General features: G+C 73.5%; 12 protein-coding genes. 6 read left to right on the top strand and 6 right to left on the bottom strand.

The genetic code is table 11. The features are described 5' to 3' along the window. Positions 1–8: 8 nt before the first annotated feature. Positions 9–1,511, bottom strand: coding sequence for an SGNH/GDSL hydrolase family protein (locus ACSIH6_RS03415; protein ID WP_435106461.1), 1,503 nt, complete (start codon positions 1,509–1,511; stop codon positions 9–11). A 51-nt stretch (positions 1,512–1,562) separates the two neighbouring features. Beyond that, a complete protein-coding gene (locus ACSIH6_RS03410; RefSeq protein ID WP_435106459.1) occupies positions 1,563–2,810 on the bottom strand; it encodes an 8-amino-7-oxononanoate synthase in 1,248 nt (415 codons plus the stop codon). Positions 2,811–3,200: 390 nt separating this feature from the next. Here ACSIH6_RS03410 and ACSIH6_RS03405 point away from each other — a divergent pair, with 390 nt between their 5' ends. Together ACSIH6_RS03405 and bioD are read left to right on the top strand one after the other, a co-directional pair. Beyond that, positions 3,201–4,550 carry an adenosylmethionine--8-amino-7-oxononanoate transaminase gene (locus ACSIH6_RS03405; protein WP_435106457.1) on the top strand — a complete coding sequence of 450 codons (1,350 nt, stop codon included), beginning with the start codon at positions 3,201–3,203 and terminating at the stop codon, positions 4,548–4,550. Next, complete coding sequence (gene bioD, locus ACSIH6_RS03400; RefSeq protein WP_435106455.1) at positions 4,547–5,281, top strand: dethiobiotin synthase; 735 nt, start codon at positions 4,547–4,549, stop codon at positions 5,279–5,281. The genes ACSIH6_RS03405 and bioD overlap by 4 nt, the downstream gene beginning before the upstream one ends. 379 nt (positions 5,282–5,660) lie before the next feature. Here the strand turns inward: bioD and ACSIH6_RS03395 are convergent, their stop codons facing one another. After that, positions 5,661–6,275: a superoxide dismutase gene (locus ACSIH6_RS03395; protein WP_017565449.1), complete on the bottom strand. Its 615-nt coding sequence runs from the start codon at positions 6,273–6,275 to the stop codon at positions 5,661–5,663. A gap of 776 nt (positions 6,276–7,051) precedes the next feature. Between ACSIH6_RS03395 and ACSIH6_RS03390 the strand changes: the two genes are divergently transcribed. From ACSIH6_RS03390 to ACSIH6_RS03380, 3 genes are all read left to right on the top strand, one after another. Beyond that, a complete protein-coding gene (locus tag ACSIH6_RS03390) occupies positions 7,052–8,098 on the top strand; it encodes a class I SAM-dependent methyltransferase (protein ID WP_435106453.1) in 1,047 nt (348 codons plus the stop codon). A gap of 70 nt (positions 8,099–8,168) precedes the next feature. Next, positions 8,169–10,181, top strand: coding sequence for a glycosyltransferase family 2 protein (locus tag ACSIH6_RS03385; protein ID WP_435106451.1), 2,013 nt, complete (start codon positions 8,169–8,171; stop codon positions 10,179–10,181). Then, positions 10,178–11,833 (top strand): glycosyltransferase family 2 protein, encoded by a 1,656-nt coding sequence (locus ACSIH6_RS03380; protein WP_435106449.1) that lies wholly within the window; start codon positions 10,178–10,180, stop codon positions 11,831–11,833. The genes ACSIH6_RS03385 and ACSIH6_RS03380 overlap by 4 nt, the downstream gene beginning before the upstream one ends. A 95-nt stretch (positions 11,834–11,928) precedes the next feature. Here the strand turns inward: ACSIH6_RS03380 and ACSIH6_RS03375 are convergent, their stop codons facing one another. The 3 genes from ACSIH6_RS03375 to ACSIH6_RS03365 form a co-directional block, all read right to left on the bottom strand. Continuing rightward, positions 11,929–12,384, bottom strand: coding sequence for a MaoC family dehydratase (locus ACSIH6_RS03375; protein ID WP_435106447.1), 456 nt, complete (start codon positions 12,382–12,384; stop codon positions 11,929–11,931). 226 nt (positions 12,385–12,610) lie between these two features. Next, complete coding sequence (locus ACSIH6_RS03370) at positions 12,611–13,768, bottom strand: enolase C-terminal domain-like protein (protein WP_435106445.1); 1,158 nt, start codon at positions 13,766–13,768, stop codon at positions 12,611–12,613. A 516-nt stretch (positions 13,769–14,284) separates the two neighbouring features. Continuing rightward, the gene (locus ACSIH6_RS03365; protein ID WP_435106443.1) at positions 14,285–14,929 is read right to left on the bottom strand and encodes a TetR/AcrR family transcriptional regulator; all 645 of its coding nucleotides are present in this window, start codon (positions 14,927–14,929) and stop codon (positions 14,285–14,287) included. Positions 14,930–15,073: 144 nt separating this feature from the next. On the opposite strand from ACSIH6_RS03365, the gene ACSIH6_RS03360 reads away from it, so the two are divergent. Beyond that, the gene (locus ACSIH6_RS03360; RefSeq protein WP_435106441.1) at positions 15,074–15,853 is read left to right on the top strand and encodes an SDR family oxidoreductase; all 780 of its coding nucleotides are present in this window, start codon (positions 15,074–15,076) and stop codon (positions 15,851–15,853) included. Positions 15,854–15,931 lie beyond the last annotated feature (78 nt).

Raw genomic sequence — 15,931 nt, 5'->3', positions numbered from 1 at the left:
CTGTCAGGTCAGGGGGCGTCGGCCTCGTTGTCGGGCGCCTCGGTGGCGAACTCCGGATCGAGCGGTCCGCCCAGTTCCGACCGCAGCTGCTCGGGGTCGACCTTGTCCAGGGTCTCCCGGGCCACGTAGATCTCCCGCTCGGGGCCCTCCACGATCTGTAGGCGCACCCGCTCGGCGATGGACAGCTGCCCCTGCGCGGTGGGGTGGAAGCTCGCCCGGTCCACGCGCAGGCCCTCGCCCAGCTGCCCGAGCACGATCCCGTTCAGCCAGGCCGCGTCGGCGCTCACCTCGTGCCCGCTCAGGGCGGAGAAGGTGTTCACGTACTCCACACTGCCGGTCTCGCGCCCGCCGTAGACGTCGCCGTCCGCCCGGTAGGCCGTGTCGCGGATGAGCTCGTTGAACCGCTGGGCCAGACCGTTCAGCCACAGCTGGTCGCTCCTGGTCAGCGTGTAGTACATCCCCGGGGGGTCCTCCGGGAACAGCCGCGGGTAGCCCAGCACCAGGATGCGGGCGTCGGGCGCACGGTCGCGGACCTCCCCGAGGATCTCGGTCAGGGTCTCCTCGAAGGTCCTCATCCGCCTGTCGACCTCCTCCTCCTGCTCGACGCAGACGCTGCTCTCCAGGAGCGGCATCCGCACCATGCAGGTGCGCAGGACGGGGATGAAGCCCAGATCGTTGCCGCCGATGCCCAGGGTCACCAGGGACGTGTTCTCGGTGACCCGCTCGATCTGCGACTCGGAGGTGCCGATCTGCTCGATCATCTCCGAGCCCTTGTGGCTGCTGCACGCGTAGAAGGCCAGCGAACCGGCGAAGTCGAACTCCTCGGCGACCACCCGGGGGTAGGCGTTCTCCGAACGCCAGCAGCCGCCCGCCTCGGCGGTGTCGGGGGCGTAGTCGCCCGCGCCGTCACCGGAGGAGTAGGAGTCGCCCAGGGCCACGTAGTTGCCCCACAACGCGGCATCCTCTGGCTCCATCCGGACCCGCCAGTCGGTCTGCTCCTCCTCGGTGATCGGGGGGAGCTCCTCGGCCGGGCACACGCCGTCGGTGGCCTCGCACCACAGGGCCACCAGGCCCTCACGGGTGGCGGGCAGCGCCAGGACGGCCACCATGACCAGGATCAGCGTGACCGAGACGGCGGCGGCGACCCGGGACCGCCGACGCCGTCGGCGCGGGCGCCCGTCACCGTCTCCGCCGGGGCCGTCACCGCCGCTGCCGTCGTCCGTTCCGTGATCGGAACCGCCGGTGCCGCCCGACCCCGCGCTGGCTCCGCCGCCGTCGGAGCCGCCGGTGCCGTCCGCGTCCTCGTCGGAGGAGTCCTCGCGGGCGGGTTGTGTGAAACCGCGCGCCCCGTCCCCGTCGGAGGGGCTCCCGGGGGTCGCGGCTGCCGGGTCCTGCCCGGCGTGCGGGTCCTCCTCCGGCTTCCGGGGGGCGGCGTCCGGTACGCGGCCGACGGCGGAGGGGTCCTCGGGGACCGGCTCCGGCGCCTCGGGGCCCTCACCACGCGCTGACACGGCCGTTATCGCCTCCCCAGGTCCCGGCGGGCTGTCGTCACCTCCGCAAGACTATCCGGGACGGTTCGCCGCGATGACGTCCACGACCCGGTCGACGTCGGACCCGCTCAGCGTCGCCCGGGCGGTCAGTCGCAGCCGGGACCGGCCGTCCGGGACCGAGGGCGGGCGGAAGCAGCCCACGCGCACACCCGAGGCCAGGCAGGCGTCGCGCCAGGCCAGAGCGGCTTCGGGAGAGGGTGCCAGCACCGACACCACAGCGGCGTCCGGGGCGCTCGCGGGCAGTCCGCGCCCGCGCAGCCCCTCAGCCAGCCGTCGCGCGCGGTCGCGCACCGCGTCGGCCAACCCGGGTTCGGCGCGCAGCACGCGCAGCGCGGCCAGTGCCGCGCCCGCCGAGGCCGGTGCCAGCCCGGTGTCGAAGACGAACGTGCGCGCGGTCTCCGTCAGGTGGCGGACCACCCGGCGCGAACCCAGCACCGCGCCGCCCTGGGAGCCCAGCGACTTGGACAGGGTCACCGACACCGCGACGTCGTCCGCGCCGCGCAGTCCGGCGGCGGTCGCCGTCCCGCTCCCGCCGGGCCCCACCACGCCCAGGCCGTGCGCGTCGTCCAGCAGCAGGGCGGCTCCGTGCCCGCGGGCCGCGCGCGCCAGGGCGGCCGCGTCGGTGAGGTCGCCGTCCACCGAGAACACGGTGTCGCTCAGCAGCAAAGCCCGCCCCTCCGCGGTCGCGAGCGCCTCGGCGGCCCGGTCGGCGTCGGCGTGGTCGTAGAGCGCCACGCGCGCCCCCGAGGCCCGGGCCAGGCGGGTCGCGTCGATGAGGGAGGCGTGGTTGTGGCGGTCGCACACCAGCAGGGGAGGGGCGCCGCCGTCGGGAGCGGCCAGCGCGGTGACCATCGCCAGGTTCGCCGCGTACCCGGACGAGAACACCAGCGCGGACTCCGTGCCGTGGAAGTCGGCGAGTTCGCGTTCCAGCTCCCGGTGCAGGTCGGTGTCCCCGGTGACCAGCCGCGATCCGCCCGCGCCCGCGCCCCACACGCGGGCGGCGTCCCCGGCCGCGGCCACCACGTCCGGGTGGCGCAGCAGTCCGAGGTAGTCGTTGCCCGCCAGGTCCAGCAGGCCGTCGACCGCGGGCCGGGGCGTGGCGTACCGCGTCAGCCCGGCCTCCGCGCGCCTACGGGCGGCGCCGTCCAACCACGCGAAGGGGTGTCCCGGGGGCAGCGCACGCGCGGAGCGCGCACGAGCCGTGGCGCGCAGGGGCCACGGGCGGCGGGTGGGCGGTGCGGTGGCGGCGGTGCTCGGCATACGCGGGACGGCCTCCTGGGTCGTGGGCGCGGTCGTGGTCGGGCGCACTCCGGTCGGGTCGCGGCGGACGGGGGAGGCGGCGGGCGGCGCGCAGGGGTCGGCCGCGAACGCCTGACGCGCCGACGAGGCGGGCGCGACGCGGGGCGCCCGGCCCGGACGGCTGCCGCCGCCGCGCGTTCGGGCCGGAAAGAGGGTGCGTCCCCGGCAGGGACCGACCCAGCGGCGGCCAATCCCGCTGGGGCGGTCCGGTCCTTCGTGCCAGGGAGGCGTCTACGACTCTGCCGTCCGGCGCACCCGCGCGTCATTCGCCGAAGCCCACAAAGATCCGTCCGGATTCCTGGTGGGACCGCACGGGGGCGCGCACGAGCGCGGGGTGAACAATGGAGCCCCATGACCCCCACGCCTCCCACAGCAGCCGGACACCGGACGCCCGCGGACCGGTCCGCCCGGATCCGCGCCGCGGACGCCGCCCACCTGTGGCACCCCTACACCACCGTCCCCGCCGCGGAGCGGCCGTACGTGGTCACCGGGGCCGAGGGGGCGACACTGACCCTGTGGTCGGAGGAGGGCGAGCACCGCGTGGTGGACGCGATGTCGTCCTGGTGGTCGGCGGTCCACGGCTACCGCCACCCGGTGCTCGACGACGCGGTGCGGCGTCAGGCCGACGCGTTCAGCCACGTCATGTTCGGCGGGCTCACCCACGGGCCCGCCGCGGACCTGGCCGAGGCCCTGGTGGCGATCACCCCGGAACCGCTGGAGCACGTCTTCCTCGCCGACTCCGGCTCGGTGGCGGTGGAGGTCGCCATGAAGATGTGCATGCAGTACCACCGCTCCACCGGCCGCCCCGGGCGGCGCCGCTTCCTCACCTGGCGGGGCGGCTACCACGGCGACACCTTCCACGCGATGAGCGTGTGCGACCCGGACGGTGGCATGCACTCCCTGTGGGGCGACGTGCTGCCCGCCCAGGTGCACGCGCCCGCGCCGCCCTCAGGGTTCGGCGCCGAACCCGACCCCGGCTACGTGGCCGCCTTCGAGCGCCTGGCGGCCGAGCACGCCGACGAGCTGGCCGCCGTCATCGTCGAACCCGTGGTGCAGGGCGCGGGCGGCATGCGCTTCCACCACCCGGGCTACCTGCGGGAGCTGCGGCGGATCGCTGACGAGTACGGGTTGCTGCTGGTCTTCGACGAGATCGCCACCGGCTTCGGCCGCACCGGTGAGCTCTTCGCCACCGACCACGCCGGGGTCGCCCCCGACGTCATGTGCCTGGGCAAGGCGCTGACCGGCGGCTACCTGACCCTCGCCGCGACGCTGTGCACCGCACGGGTGGCCCGGGGCATCGCCGAGGGCGAGGTGCCGGTACTCGCCCACGGGCCCACGTTCATGGGCAATCCGCTGGCCTGCGCGACCGCGCTGGCCTCGGTGGACCTGCTGACCGGCGGCGACTGGAGGGGCGACGTGGCGCGGATCGGGACCGGCCTGCGCGAGGGCCTGGCCCCGCTCGAAGGGCTGCCGGGCGTGCGCGGGGTGCGGGTGCTCGGCGCGATCGGGGTGGTGGAGCTGGACGCGCCGGTGCGCATGGCCGAGGCCACGCGGGCGGCGGTGGAGGCGGGGGTGTGGCTGCGGCCCTTCCGCGAGCACGTGTACGCGATGCCGCCCTACGTGTGCACCTCGGAGGAGGTGGCCGCCGTCGCCGACGGGATGGCCGCCGCGGTGCGGGCCTGCCTGGAGGAGCGCCGATGAGCGTCCTGGTGGTGACGGGGACCTGCACCGGGGTCGGCAAGACGGTGGTCACCGCGGCGGTGGCCGCGCTGGCGGTCGCGGCGGGGCGGCGGGTGGCCGTGCTCAAACCCGCCCAGACCGGGGTGGGGCCCGGCGAACCCGGTGACGCCGACACCGTGGCCGGGCTCGTCCCGGGTGTGACGACGGCGGAACTGGTCCGCTACCCCGAGCCGCTGGCCCCCGCCACGGCCGCCGCCCGCTGCGGGGCCGAACCCGTGCGGGCCGAGGCGGTGGCCGAGTCCGTGTGGCGTCTGGCGGGCGCGCACGACCTGGTGCTGGTCGAGGGCGCCGGCGGCCTGCTGGTGCGGCTCAACGCCGAGGGGCAGACCCTGGCCGACATCGCCGTGCTGCTGTCCGCGCCGGTCCTGGTGGTGGCCCGACCCGACCTGGGCACCCTGAACGCCACCGCGCTGACCGCCGAGGCGCTGCGCACCCGCGGTCTGTCCCCGGCCGGGGTGGTGGTGGGGTCCTGGCCGGACCGCCCGGACCTGGCCATGCGCTGCAACCTCACCGACCTGCCCGCCATGGGGGCGGGTCCCCTGGCGGGCGTCGTGCCGCGGGGCAGTGCGGCGTTGGACCCGCGCGCGTTCGCGGACGTGGCCCGCCGCTCCCTGGCGCCCCGCCTCGGCGGGGTCTGGCGGGTCGGCGCGCCCGCGCCCTGTGGGACGCCCTGCACGAGTGGTGGACCATGATCGGTGAGAACCGGCGGGTGGACCTCAGGGACGCCGACGCGGCTATCACACAGGCTCGGAAAAGACATCGACTTCCTGGCTGTCCTGCCTGCTCAAGCCGCCCAGGCGGTGTTGAAGACGTATTTTCCGGGCGTGGCGCAACTGCGGGGACGGGCGCGCCGACGAGCAGAACCGGATCACTGGGGCTCGGTTGGTCAAGGACGCGTTGGGCTGGCACATCGCTTTCCGTGTTCAGACCCTGGGGGCCAGTTCAAGGCGGGGACCCCGGCCACGCGGATCCCGCGCACGCGGGAACCCCGTACACGCGCGAGGGCGGCATCACCGGTGGGTGGTGCCGCCCTGCGCCGTGTCCGGCGACGAGCCGGACGGGGGACCGGGGCTAGCCGATCTTGACCCCGCGGGCGTTGCTGAAGCGCTCCTGGACGTCGGCCCAGTTGACCACGTTCCAGAACGCCTTGGCGTACTCGGCCTTCACGTTCTTGTACTGGAGGTAGAAGGCGTGCTCCCACATGTCCAGCATCAGCAGCGGAACGGAGCTGAGGGCGGTGTTGCCCTGCTGGTCGTAGAGCTGCTCGATGACCAGGCGCTGACCCAGCGCGTCCCAGGCCAGGATCGCCCAGCCCGAGCCCTGGATGGTGGTGGCCACGGCGGTGAAGTGCGAGCGGAAGGCGTCGAAGGAACCGAACTGGTCGTCGATGGCCGCGCCCAGCTCGCCCTCGGGCTTGTCACCGCCCTCGGGGGACAGGTTCTTCCAGAAGATGGAGTGGTTGACGTGGCCGCCCAGGTTGAAGGCCAGGTTCTTCTCCAGCATCGGGATGGTGCCGAAGTCGCCGGTCTCCCGGGCCTCCGCCATCTTCTCCAGAGCCGTGTTGGCACCGGCGACGTAGGTCGCGTGGTGCTTGTCGTGGTGCAGCTCCATGATCTGACCGGAGATCCACGGCTCCAGGGCCGCGTAGTCGTAGGGCAGTTCGGGAAGCGAGTACGGCGCAGACATCTCTGACGCACCTTTCCAATGACGCGGTTCGTCGTGTTCACCAGCGATGGGATCGCCTAGGCAGCAAGCTATCAGTCGGGCGGCGGCTCACCCGATGTCAGGCTCTTTACACTCCGACACGGGAATAAACCGGGGCCGCGGGCCCCGCTCCGGAGCGGGGCGCCCCGTGCTCGCGGCCGCCGCGACCCGTCGGGGGAGCGGTCCCCGGCGGACGGTCCTCGCGACCGGTCCCACCACCGCCTCCTCCCGCACTGCCCGGCACGGTCGCTCCCAATCCTCGCTTTCGCGGTGAAATCCCCGCGAGTGCGGACGCGGGGGCGGGGATCCCACGGAAAGCGTCAACCGGTGTCCGTTGCCACCGCACCGAATTCGCAGGTGGGGGAGGAAGAATTCGCCGTCGTGCCCGAGGCCGCCACGCGGCCGCCCGCGCCCACTCCCGCACCGGTCGTTGAGGGGGCCCTGCGGGAGGCCAGCGGGTGGTGGGAGCGGGCTCCCCGACGCCCCGGGAAAACCCCGGATGCGCGGAAATGAGAAGCGCGTGATGCCCGGGTGAACGGAAGGCGAATTGCGTGTAATCCAGGTTTCGATTCCCCTTCGGGGGCGTCCGTTATTTCCTCGAAGGGCTAAGGTCGAAAGCGTCTGAGCGGATTGCCGCCGTTCCCGAAGCACCGGGCGAAGCGGCAGTTCAGCGCCGGGAAACCAGTCCTTCCCCTCTCGTCCCCCCGCGGCCCGCGCCCGGCGGAACCGTGTCGAAACTCCCGTGGAGGTATCCGCCCATGCGGTCGCTTCGCAGCCGTCTCCGTCCACTCCTGGTCACCGGCGCGGTGGTCGGCGCCGCCGTGCTCTGCGTACCAACCGCCCTGGGGGTCGCGGGCCTGATCGGCTGGACGGACGTGCTCGCCCTCACCTTCCTCGGCCTGCTCGCCGGTGCCGTGGGCGTGCTCGGGCTGGGCACGCTGCTCCTGTACCGCAGGGTGGGCGCCCTCTCCAGGAGCGTGGCCACCTCGATGGACACCCACAGCCGCCGCGTCACCGAGGCGCTGGGCCGCGAACGCCTGGAGACCACCCGTGCCCTGGACGGCGTCCGTGAGCGCGTCGCCCACCTCCAGGACCACGCGCTGCCCAAGGTGAGCCGCGACCTCAAGAGCGCGGTCTCCGTGCAGGGCCGCGACGACTACGAGCAGCAGGTCGCCTGGACCGAGCTGCGCGAGCACCTCGGCACCGCCGCGTTCATGCCGCCCCTGCGCGGCTGGGCCGCCTCCCCCGACGTGCTCCGGATCCTGGTCCGCCAGATCGACCGGCTGCGCCCCGGACTGGTCGTGGAGTGCGGCAGCGGCGCCTCCAGCGTCTGGATCGGCTACGCCCTGCGCCGCGCGGGCACCGGCAGGCTCGTCGCCGTCGAGCACGACGCCCGCTACGCCGAGCTCAGCCGCGAACTGGTGGCAGCGCACGGGCTCGACGACATCGTCGAGGTCCGGCACGCCCCGCTGGTCGAGACCGCGAACACGACGGTCACCGTCAAGGGCAAGGAACTGTCCACCGCGGACCGCTGGTACGACACCTCGGTCTTCGCCGACCTGGAGGGCATCGGTCTTCTGTTCGTCGACGGCCCGCCCAAGGCCACCGGCCTCCAGGCCCGCTACCCGGCCCTGCCCGTCCTGCTGCCGCGCTGCACCGAGGACGCCGTCATCGTCCTGGACGACGCCGCGCGCGTGGACGAGCGCGCCATCGGCGACCGCTGGCTCACCGAGTACCCCGAACTCCAGCGGACGGAGGAGGCCGCGGAGAAGGGTGCCCACGTCTTCAGCCGCAAGGGGATCTGACCCCACCACACCTTTCCGCACGCACCACCCGACGGGCCCGAGTCCGACCCGACACACCCGAGGTCACCCGATGATCACCACCGCCTTGCGGCACGCACTGCGCGCCCGTGGCAGCGAGGCCGCCCTGCTGTGCCACGCGGGAGCCGACACCCGCTCCGTCCTGGCCGGGCTGCCGTTACGCCCCGCCGACCTCCTCCTGGACCTGGACGCCCATCCCCTGGGGCAGGCCGTGGAGGTCCCCGGCGCCGAGATCCGCAACGGTGAGCCGGAGGTCGGGCTCGTCGCGGTCCTGGCCGCCACGCCCACCGACCTGAACCGCGCCCTCACCGTCTCCACGCACCTGCCCCGGGCCGTGCACGTCCTTGTCGCGCTGGCCGCCACCCCCGGCCACCAGGAGCCCCCGCTCCCGGCCTCCCCGGGCATGGGCCAGTGGCGCGACCTTCAGGAGGTGCGGGTGCGCCGCGTGGACAAGAGCGGCTGGCTGTGCGAGCTGTTCTTCCCCAACGGGGTGGACACCGCTCAGGCCGTGGACGCCGTCGTGCACGGCGCCCGCGGCCGCCGCAGGGCCCCCGCGATCGCCCCGATGGCGGTCCTCAACGGGCCCGAGGCCGCCCTGTGGCGGCCCGGCGACACCGGCGCCCAAGGCGTGGTCGCGGAGGGGCCCGTCCCGCTGCGCCGGGTGACCCCGTTCGGCGACATGGCGCTGCGCGTGTCCGGGAGCGCCGAGCGGCCCGAGTGGACCGACCCTGTCGTCCCCGTCCTGGACCGCTCCACCACCGGCGCCGACTCCTGGGCCCGGATCGCCGGACCGGACGGACCCGCCCGGGTACGCGAGGCGGTACCCGACGCCGTGCACGTGGTCGCCCCCCTGGACGAGCTCACCGTCAACCCCATCGGCTTCGACAAGTCCGAGAAGGGGCCCCTGGGCGATCTGACCGTCCACGGCGACCGCGCGGTGGTCCGCGCGGGCAACAAGGACCTGGTCACCGTCGCCGCCGACGGCACCGTCACCGACGTCGACCTGGCACGCCTGCGCCACCTGCGCGGCGTCCGGGTGGACTGGTCCGGACACACCGGGCCCAGCGCCGCGGTGCGCGCCGTCGCCTCCCTTGCCGCGGGGGGAGTGCCTCTGCTCAGCGGTCCGGTGCCCTCCTGGGCGGCCGGACTCGGTTCCTCCCTCACCGGTCTGCTCACCGCGGCCGCCGAGGCGGACCTCTCCGACCGGCTCAGCCGCGAGGAGCACAGCATCCGCCTGCGCCGTGCCGCCCTGCGCGACCACGGCCAGCGCTCCCGCTGGCGGGCCCTGGGGGCCGAGGCCGGGATCCCCCTGCCCCGCGAGCCCCGGGTGTCGGTCATCCTGTGTACGCGTCGCCCCGAGATGGTCGGGTTCGCGCTCGCCCAGATCGCCCGGCAGCGCGGGGTGGACCTGGAGGTGGTGCTCACCCTGCACGGCTTCGCGGCCTCCCTGCCCGAGGTGGCGTCGGCCGTCGCCGAGTTCACCGCCAGGGGGCTGCACCTGGTCGTCCACGAGGCCGACGCGGGCCAGATCTTCGGCTCGGTGCTCAACGACTCCGTCAACCGGGCCTCGGGCGACCTGATCGCCAAGTGGGACGACGACGACTGGTACGGCCCCGACCACCTGTCCGACATGGTGCTGGCCCGCACCTACTCCGGCGCGGAGCTCGTCGGCACCGGCCAGGACTTCGTCTACCTCCAGGAGGTGGGCCTGACCGTGTGGCGCAGCCGCGAGTCGGAGACCACCACCCGCTTCATCGCCGGGGGCACCATCCTCACCGACCGCGTGGTGATGGAGGAGAGCGGCGGCTTCCGGCCGCTGCCCCGCGCCATCGACACCCAGCTGCTTCTCGCCGTCAACCGGGGCGGCGGCCGCATCTACCGAGCCCAGGGCCTGGGCTACGTGTTGCGCCGCACCGGTGGCGGCCACACCTGGTCCGAGGACATGGGCTACTTCCTGCACAACTACACCAGACAGTGGCTCGGCTGGCGCCCCAGCGCCCTCCTGGAGGGCGAACCCTCGCCCCTGGGCCAGCCCGCCACCGAGTACACGGGGGAGATCCGTTGACCACGCTTGACACGACTCCGGAACCGGTCTCCGGCGACCACGCGCCCGCACCCGTCCTGCCCCGGGCGCGGATCGACTACAGCGACCAGCCCCGTGCGCGGCGCAACGACCACGCGGTGCTCCAGCCGCCCGCGGTCGGCGCGTGGACCCCGACCCTGTCGGTGTCGGTGGTCATCCCGGCTCACGGGCACCCGGACAAGCTCGCGCTCGTCCTCGCATCGCTGTCCGCGCAGAGCTACCCCGCGCACCTGATGGAGGTGATCGTGGTCGACGACGGCTCTCCCGAGCCGCTCACCCTGCCGCCGGTGCGCCCGGAGAACACCCGGCTGATCACCTCGGCCCCCGGCGGCTGGGGCTCGGCGCACGCCGTCAACAGCGGAGTGGCCGTCTCCTCCGGCCAGGTGGTCCTGCGCCTGGACGCGGACATGCTGGTCTACCGCGACCACGTCGAGTCGCAGATGCGCTGGCACCACCTGGTCGACTACGGGGTCGCGCTGGGCCACAAGCTGTTCGTGGACTTCGACCCCGCCGCGATGACCCCCGAGTACGTGGCCGCCGAGGTGCGCGAGGGGCGCGCCGCCGAGCTGTTCGACCGCGAGACCGCCGACCCGCACTGGGTGGAACGCCAGATCAACCAGAACGACCGGCTGCGCAACGCCGGGCGCCTGGCCTACAAGGTGTTCATCGGTGCCACCGGCTCCCTGCACCGCACCCTGTTCGACGCCGCGGGCGGCCTGGACGGGGAGCTGGTCCTGGGCGGCGACACCGAGTTCGCCTACCGGGTCTCCCAGCAGGGCGCCCTGTTCGTGCCCGACCTGGACACCAGCAGCTGGCACCTGGGGCGCTCCCAGATGCAGACCCGCCGCGACGCGGGAACCCGCTACCGTTCCCCGTTCGTGTCCAACCGGGTGCCCGACTTCCACCTGCGCCGCAAGCGCCCCGAACGGGTGTGGGAGGTACCGATGGTCGACGTGGTGATGGACGTGGGCGGCGCCACCCTGGAGGACGTGGACACCACCGCATCCGCGTTGCTGTCCGGTACCACCCCCGACATCCGGTTGTGGCTGGTCGGTCCCTGGGACGAGCTGGACGAGGGGCGGCGCTCCCCGCTGGACGAGGAGCGGCTCGACCTGCGGCTGGTGCGGGAGACCTTCCGCGGGGACGCCCGTGTGCGCCTGGTCGGGGCCGCGCCCGCGCACGACGCGCGTGTGCCCTTCCAGCTGCGGGTGCCCGCCGGGGCGGCGCTGCGCGCCAGCGCGGTCACCGACCTGGTCGACGCGGCCAACAAGAGCAAGGCGGGACTGCTGTGCTCGCCCGTGCCCGGTGCCACACGGGGCGACGGCGTTCTGCGCATGGAGCGGGTCTCCGCCTACGCCAGGGCCCGCCACCTGTGGCCCGAGGCGACCCCCGAGGAGCTGGACCGTGGGGTGGAGGAGGTCTGCGGCACCCACTGGATGCCGGGAACGGACCTCGTCATCGCGGACGCGGGCGAGGAGGCCGGGACCGAGGACGTCGAGGCGCTCAAGCGCAAGCTCGAACGCGCGCTCGTCGACGCGGACAGGATGCGGGCACGCGCCAAGCGGGCCGAGCGCAAGCTGCGCTGGTTCACCCCCGGGCTCACCCGCAGGGCGCTGCGCAAGCTGGCGCGCTGAACACGCGGCCCCGGTCGGCGGGAAGATCGCCCGGCCGGGGCCGCGCTCGTGCTCCGGGGCCGCTCCGGGGAGGCGCGCGCCCCGGGAACGGGGCCTCAGGGCACCCAGAGGCCGAGCGACTCGGCCACCAGGGCGGGCCGCTCCTGGCCCTCGATCTCCACGGTGTGGGTCGTGGTGACCAGGTAGCCCTTGGGGGTCTCCCGGACCGAGCTGAGCTCGACGCCGTCGCGGATGCGCGAGCCGGACACGACCGGCTGGAGGAAGCGCACCTTGTTGAGCCCGTAGTTGATGGACATGCTCGGCTTCCTCGTCAGCGAGATCACCGACTGGGAGAAGTGGGCCAGCATCGACAGGGTGAGGAACCCGTGCGCGATGGTGCCCCCGAAGGGGCCCGCGGCCGCCCTCTCCGGGTCGGTGTGGATCCACTGGTGATCCTGCGTCGCGTCGGCGAACAGGGAGATCCGGTCCTGGTCGATGGTCACCCAGTCGGTGTGGCCCAGGTGCTCGCCCTGGGATGCGAGCACCTCTTGGATGTCGGCGAATACGCGCACCGCGCCTCCACGGTCGTCGGGTCCGGAAACGGGGGCCGGACGGTGCCGCAACTCTACCTAACACTGTTCGGTTAGGGGAGGAGGGAACCCGGCCGGGCGCGGCGGGGTTCGGCTGCGGTGGCTGCGGTGGCTGCGGTGGCTGCGGTGGCTGCGGTGGCTGCGGTGGCTGCGGTGGCTGCGGTGGCTGCGGTGGCTGCGGTGGCTGCGGTGGCTGGAGCCGCGCGGGTCAGCGCCGTCGTCGGGCGCCGTTGACGCGACCGCGCTCCACGCGGGCCTCGCGCGGGCCGTCGGCGTCCACGACCAGGGCCCGGTCGGTGCGCTCGGCCACCGCTGCGCGGTCCACCGTGTGCCCCAGACCGCTCTCGGTCAGCGGGACCGGCACCACCCCGTCGTGCGCGCGTACGGGCGGGATCACCAGGTCGCGGCCGCGGTTCCCGGCTCCGGGCATCTCCACCGGAAGCGAGGCCCCCGACAGCGAGGCCAGCGCGACCGTCGCGGCGCGGCCGACCCCCGTCACCGCCGACGAACCGCACCACACCCGCCAGCCCGCGTCCGCGGCGCGGTCCACCGCGCGGCGGGCTGCCGTGAGGCCGCCCAGACGGGCCGGGTCCACGTTCACCGCGCCGCCCGCCTCGGCCCGGATCGCCTCGGTGAGGTCGTCCACCGACTCCAGCGACCGGCCCAGCGCCACCGGCGTGCGCAGCTCGGCGGCCAGCCGGGCGTGCGCCGCGAGATCGCCCGGGGCGAAGGGGTCCTCGACCGCCAGCAGGCCGAACCCGTCCAGGACGCGCAGCGCGTCCAGGTCGGCGGGGGACTCGGTGTAGCGGCAGCCCGCGTCCGCCTGGAGGACCAGGAACGGGAAACTCGACTGCACCGCGCGCACCACGTCGGCGTCCCAGCCCGGGGCGATCTCCAGCCGGATCCGCCGGAAACCCGAACCCACCTGGCGGTTCACCTCCGTGACCACCGACTCCACGGCCACCTGGCGGGGCAGCGTCACCCCCGCGGTGAGCGCGGTGCGCTCGCCGCCCAGGGCGTGAGAGAGCGGGGTGTCGCGCTGGCGGCTCCACAGGTCCCAGCAGGCGGTGTCCAGGGCACCGGCCACGGCCGGGTCCCAGGGCAGGTCGGCCCAGGCCTCGCCCGCCTCGGTCGGACGCCGCCAGGAGTGGCTGAGCAGGGCGGGGGCGAAGGCGCGGGTCAGGGCGTCCCACTGGGCTCCGCTGGCCTCGGACAGCTCGCCCCAGCCGCTCACGCCGTCACCGTCGGCCACCCGGACCAGGACGGGGCCGTCGGTGCCGGAGCCGCGGCCGCCGGCCGGGGGCCGCAGCCGGATCAGCTCGAGTTCGACGATCCGGGTCGCGGTCGCCGAGCCGGTGTGTGCCACGCTGTCCCACCTCGGTGCTCGTCCTCCCGCGTCCGGCCGCAGAGCCGGACGCGCGGGCTTTCCCCTCGACCGTACCCCCGGCCGACCTGCGCGACCACCCCGAACGGTGCGGTCCGCGCCACCCGTTCGGCCGGGCGGCGCGGACCGAGGACGGGCTCCGTCCCCGCCCGGGCGACGTGCTGTCCGTGCTCATGTACTGCCGGGGCCGACGTTTTCTGGCTCTTCACAGATGAGGGTGTGGCTGCGGGCCTGGCTCGCGGGTCTTGGGCCGCCCCTCTTGCTGTCGTTGGGAGTTTCCACCCCGAGAGCCCAGCCCTTGTGCGTTTGGGCCCGCTGCTGAGACCTCTTGTCGGGCCGTGCTGATGCCTGGCTGATCGAGGTGGGTCAACACATCGACACTCCCTCCTTCGGTGTCCGCCCCGGCTCCTTCGGTGTCCGCCCCGGGACGCCCCGCGAACGCCCTTGGTGCCGACGGCCTCGATTGCTTGGGCATCAGCTCTTTGGTGGTGGCGGGACTCAGTCGTTGGTGGACGCCCCTGGTCCAGTCGCGGCGTACCGGGCGGCGATGGTGCGGACGGCCTCGTCGACTACCTGAGCGACGCGTTCGGCGCTCACCTCCCAGCCCGGCACCAGGAGTGTCGGCCAGAAGACGTAGTTGGAGATCATGCCCAGGAACTGGGTGGTTGCGAGGTCCACGTCCTCGACCCGCACCGTTCCCGCCTCGTGCTCAGCCAAGAGGTAGCTGCGTACGGACTCGAAGTAGGGCATCTTCCCGTGCGAGAACTGCGCGTGGGCCAGCTCAGGGAACCGCGGCAGCTCGGCGATGACGATCCTGAACAGGTCGGTCATCTGGGCACGGCCCAACAGCTCGGCGTAACGGCGACCGATGATGCTGAGCCCGTCGACGAGGTTGCCCGCTGGCGGAGGATCCTCCTCGTCGGCGGTCGACCAGGACTCGGTCACGATGGCGTCGAACAGGGCGGCTTTGCTCGGAAACTGCTTGAACAAGGTGGCCCGCGAAACGCCCGCGCACTCCGCGATCCGCGCCAGTGACGTTCGGTCATAGCCCAACTCGAGAAACAGCGCGGTCGCGGCCGTCACGATCAGCGCGCGCTTCTCCTGGGCGACGCGCTGGTGATACGTCGTCACGATCCTGTTCATGGGCCAAGCATACGAGGTGAGTGGCTTGACTCGCCACTGCCGCCGCCCTAGTGTCGAGGGGATGGTGAGTCGCCCGGCTCACCACCGGCCGCCGTTCACCACTGATGACCCCGGCCATGCACCCACGTACCGAAGGAACATCTGATGCCCCGCTTCGACAACCAGACCGTGCTCGTGACCGGTGGGACCGGCGGCCAGGGCTCGAGCCACGTGCGCGCCTTCCACGCGGAGGGAGCGAACGTGGTGATCGGCGGCATCGACGCGGAACGCGGGACCGCTCTCGCCGACGAGCTCGGGACCCGCGCTCGCTTCGCCCGCCTTGACGTTACCGACGAGAGCTCGTGGTCCGCCGCTGTGCTGACCGCCGAGAGCGCCTTCGGCGCCCTGAACGTGCTCGTCAACAACGCGGGCGTGCAGAACCCGCCTGCAACGATCGAGAACACGGAGCAGGCCACGTGGTCGCGCATCCTCGACACCAACCTCACCGGGACCTTCCTCGGCATCAAGGTCGCAGCCCCCGCTCTGCGCCGCGCAGCAGGGGGAGCCATCGTCAACATCGCCTCGACCATGGGCCTGGGCGGCACGGCCCACTACGCGCCGTACGTCGCCGGCAAGTGGGCCGTGCGAGGCCTCACCCAAACGGCGGCACTCGAGCTCGGCCGTGACCACATCCGGGTGAACACCATCCTCCCCGGCGTGATCTCGACCCCCTTCATCCACGAACCAGCAGCTGGCGCAGTCGCGGCGATCGCGGACTTCTACTCACCCGAGCCGTTCGCCATCCCCCGGCTCGGGGAGCCGACCGACGTCAGTCGTCTTCTCCTGTTCCTCACCTCATCAGAGGCGTCGTTCATCACGGGGTCGGAGTACGTCATCGACGGTGGACTCCTCCTCGGCCCCGCCCTTCAGGCCGAGACCGCATGAGCACTCCAGGCACGACCGGGTCGAACGACTCCGCACGGGACGCGGCTGGGGATTGGCGTGTCGTGCGACGGCTCCGCC

It is taken from the genome of Nocardiopsis synnemataformans, assembly GCF_965343085.1.
In the GTDB taxonomy this organism is placed as follows: domain Bacteria; phylum Actinomycetota; class Actinomycetes; order Streptosporangiales; family Streptosporangiaceae; genus Nocardiopsis; species Nocardiopsis alborubida.
Note: the sequence above shows the minus strand (reverse complement) of the source record. Positions and strands in the feature narration are given on the sequence as shown.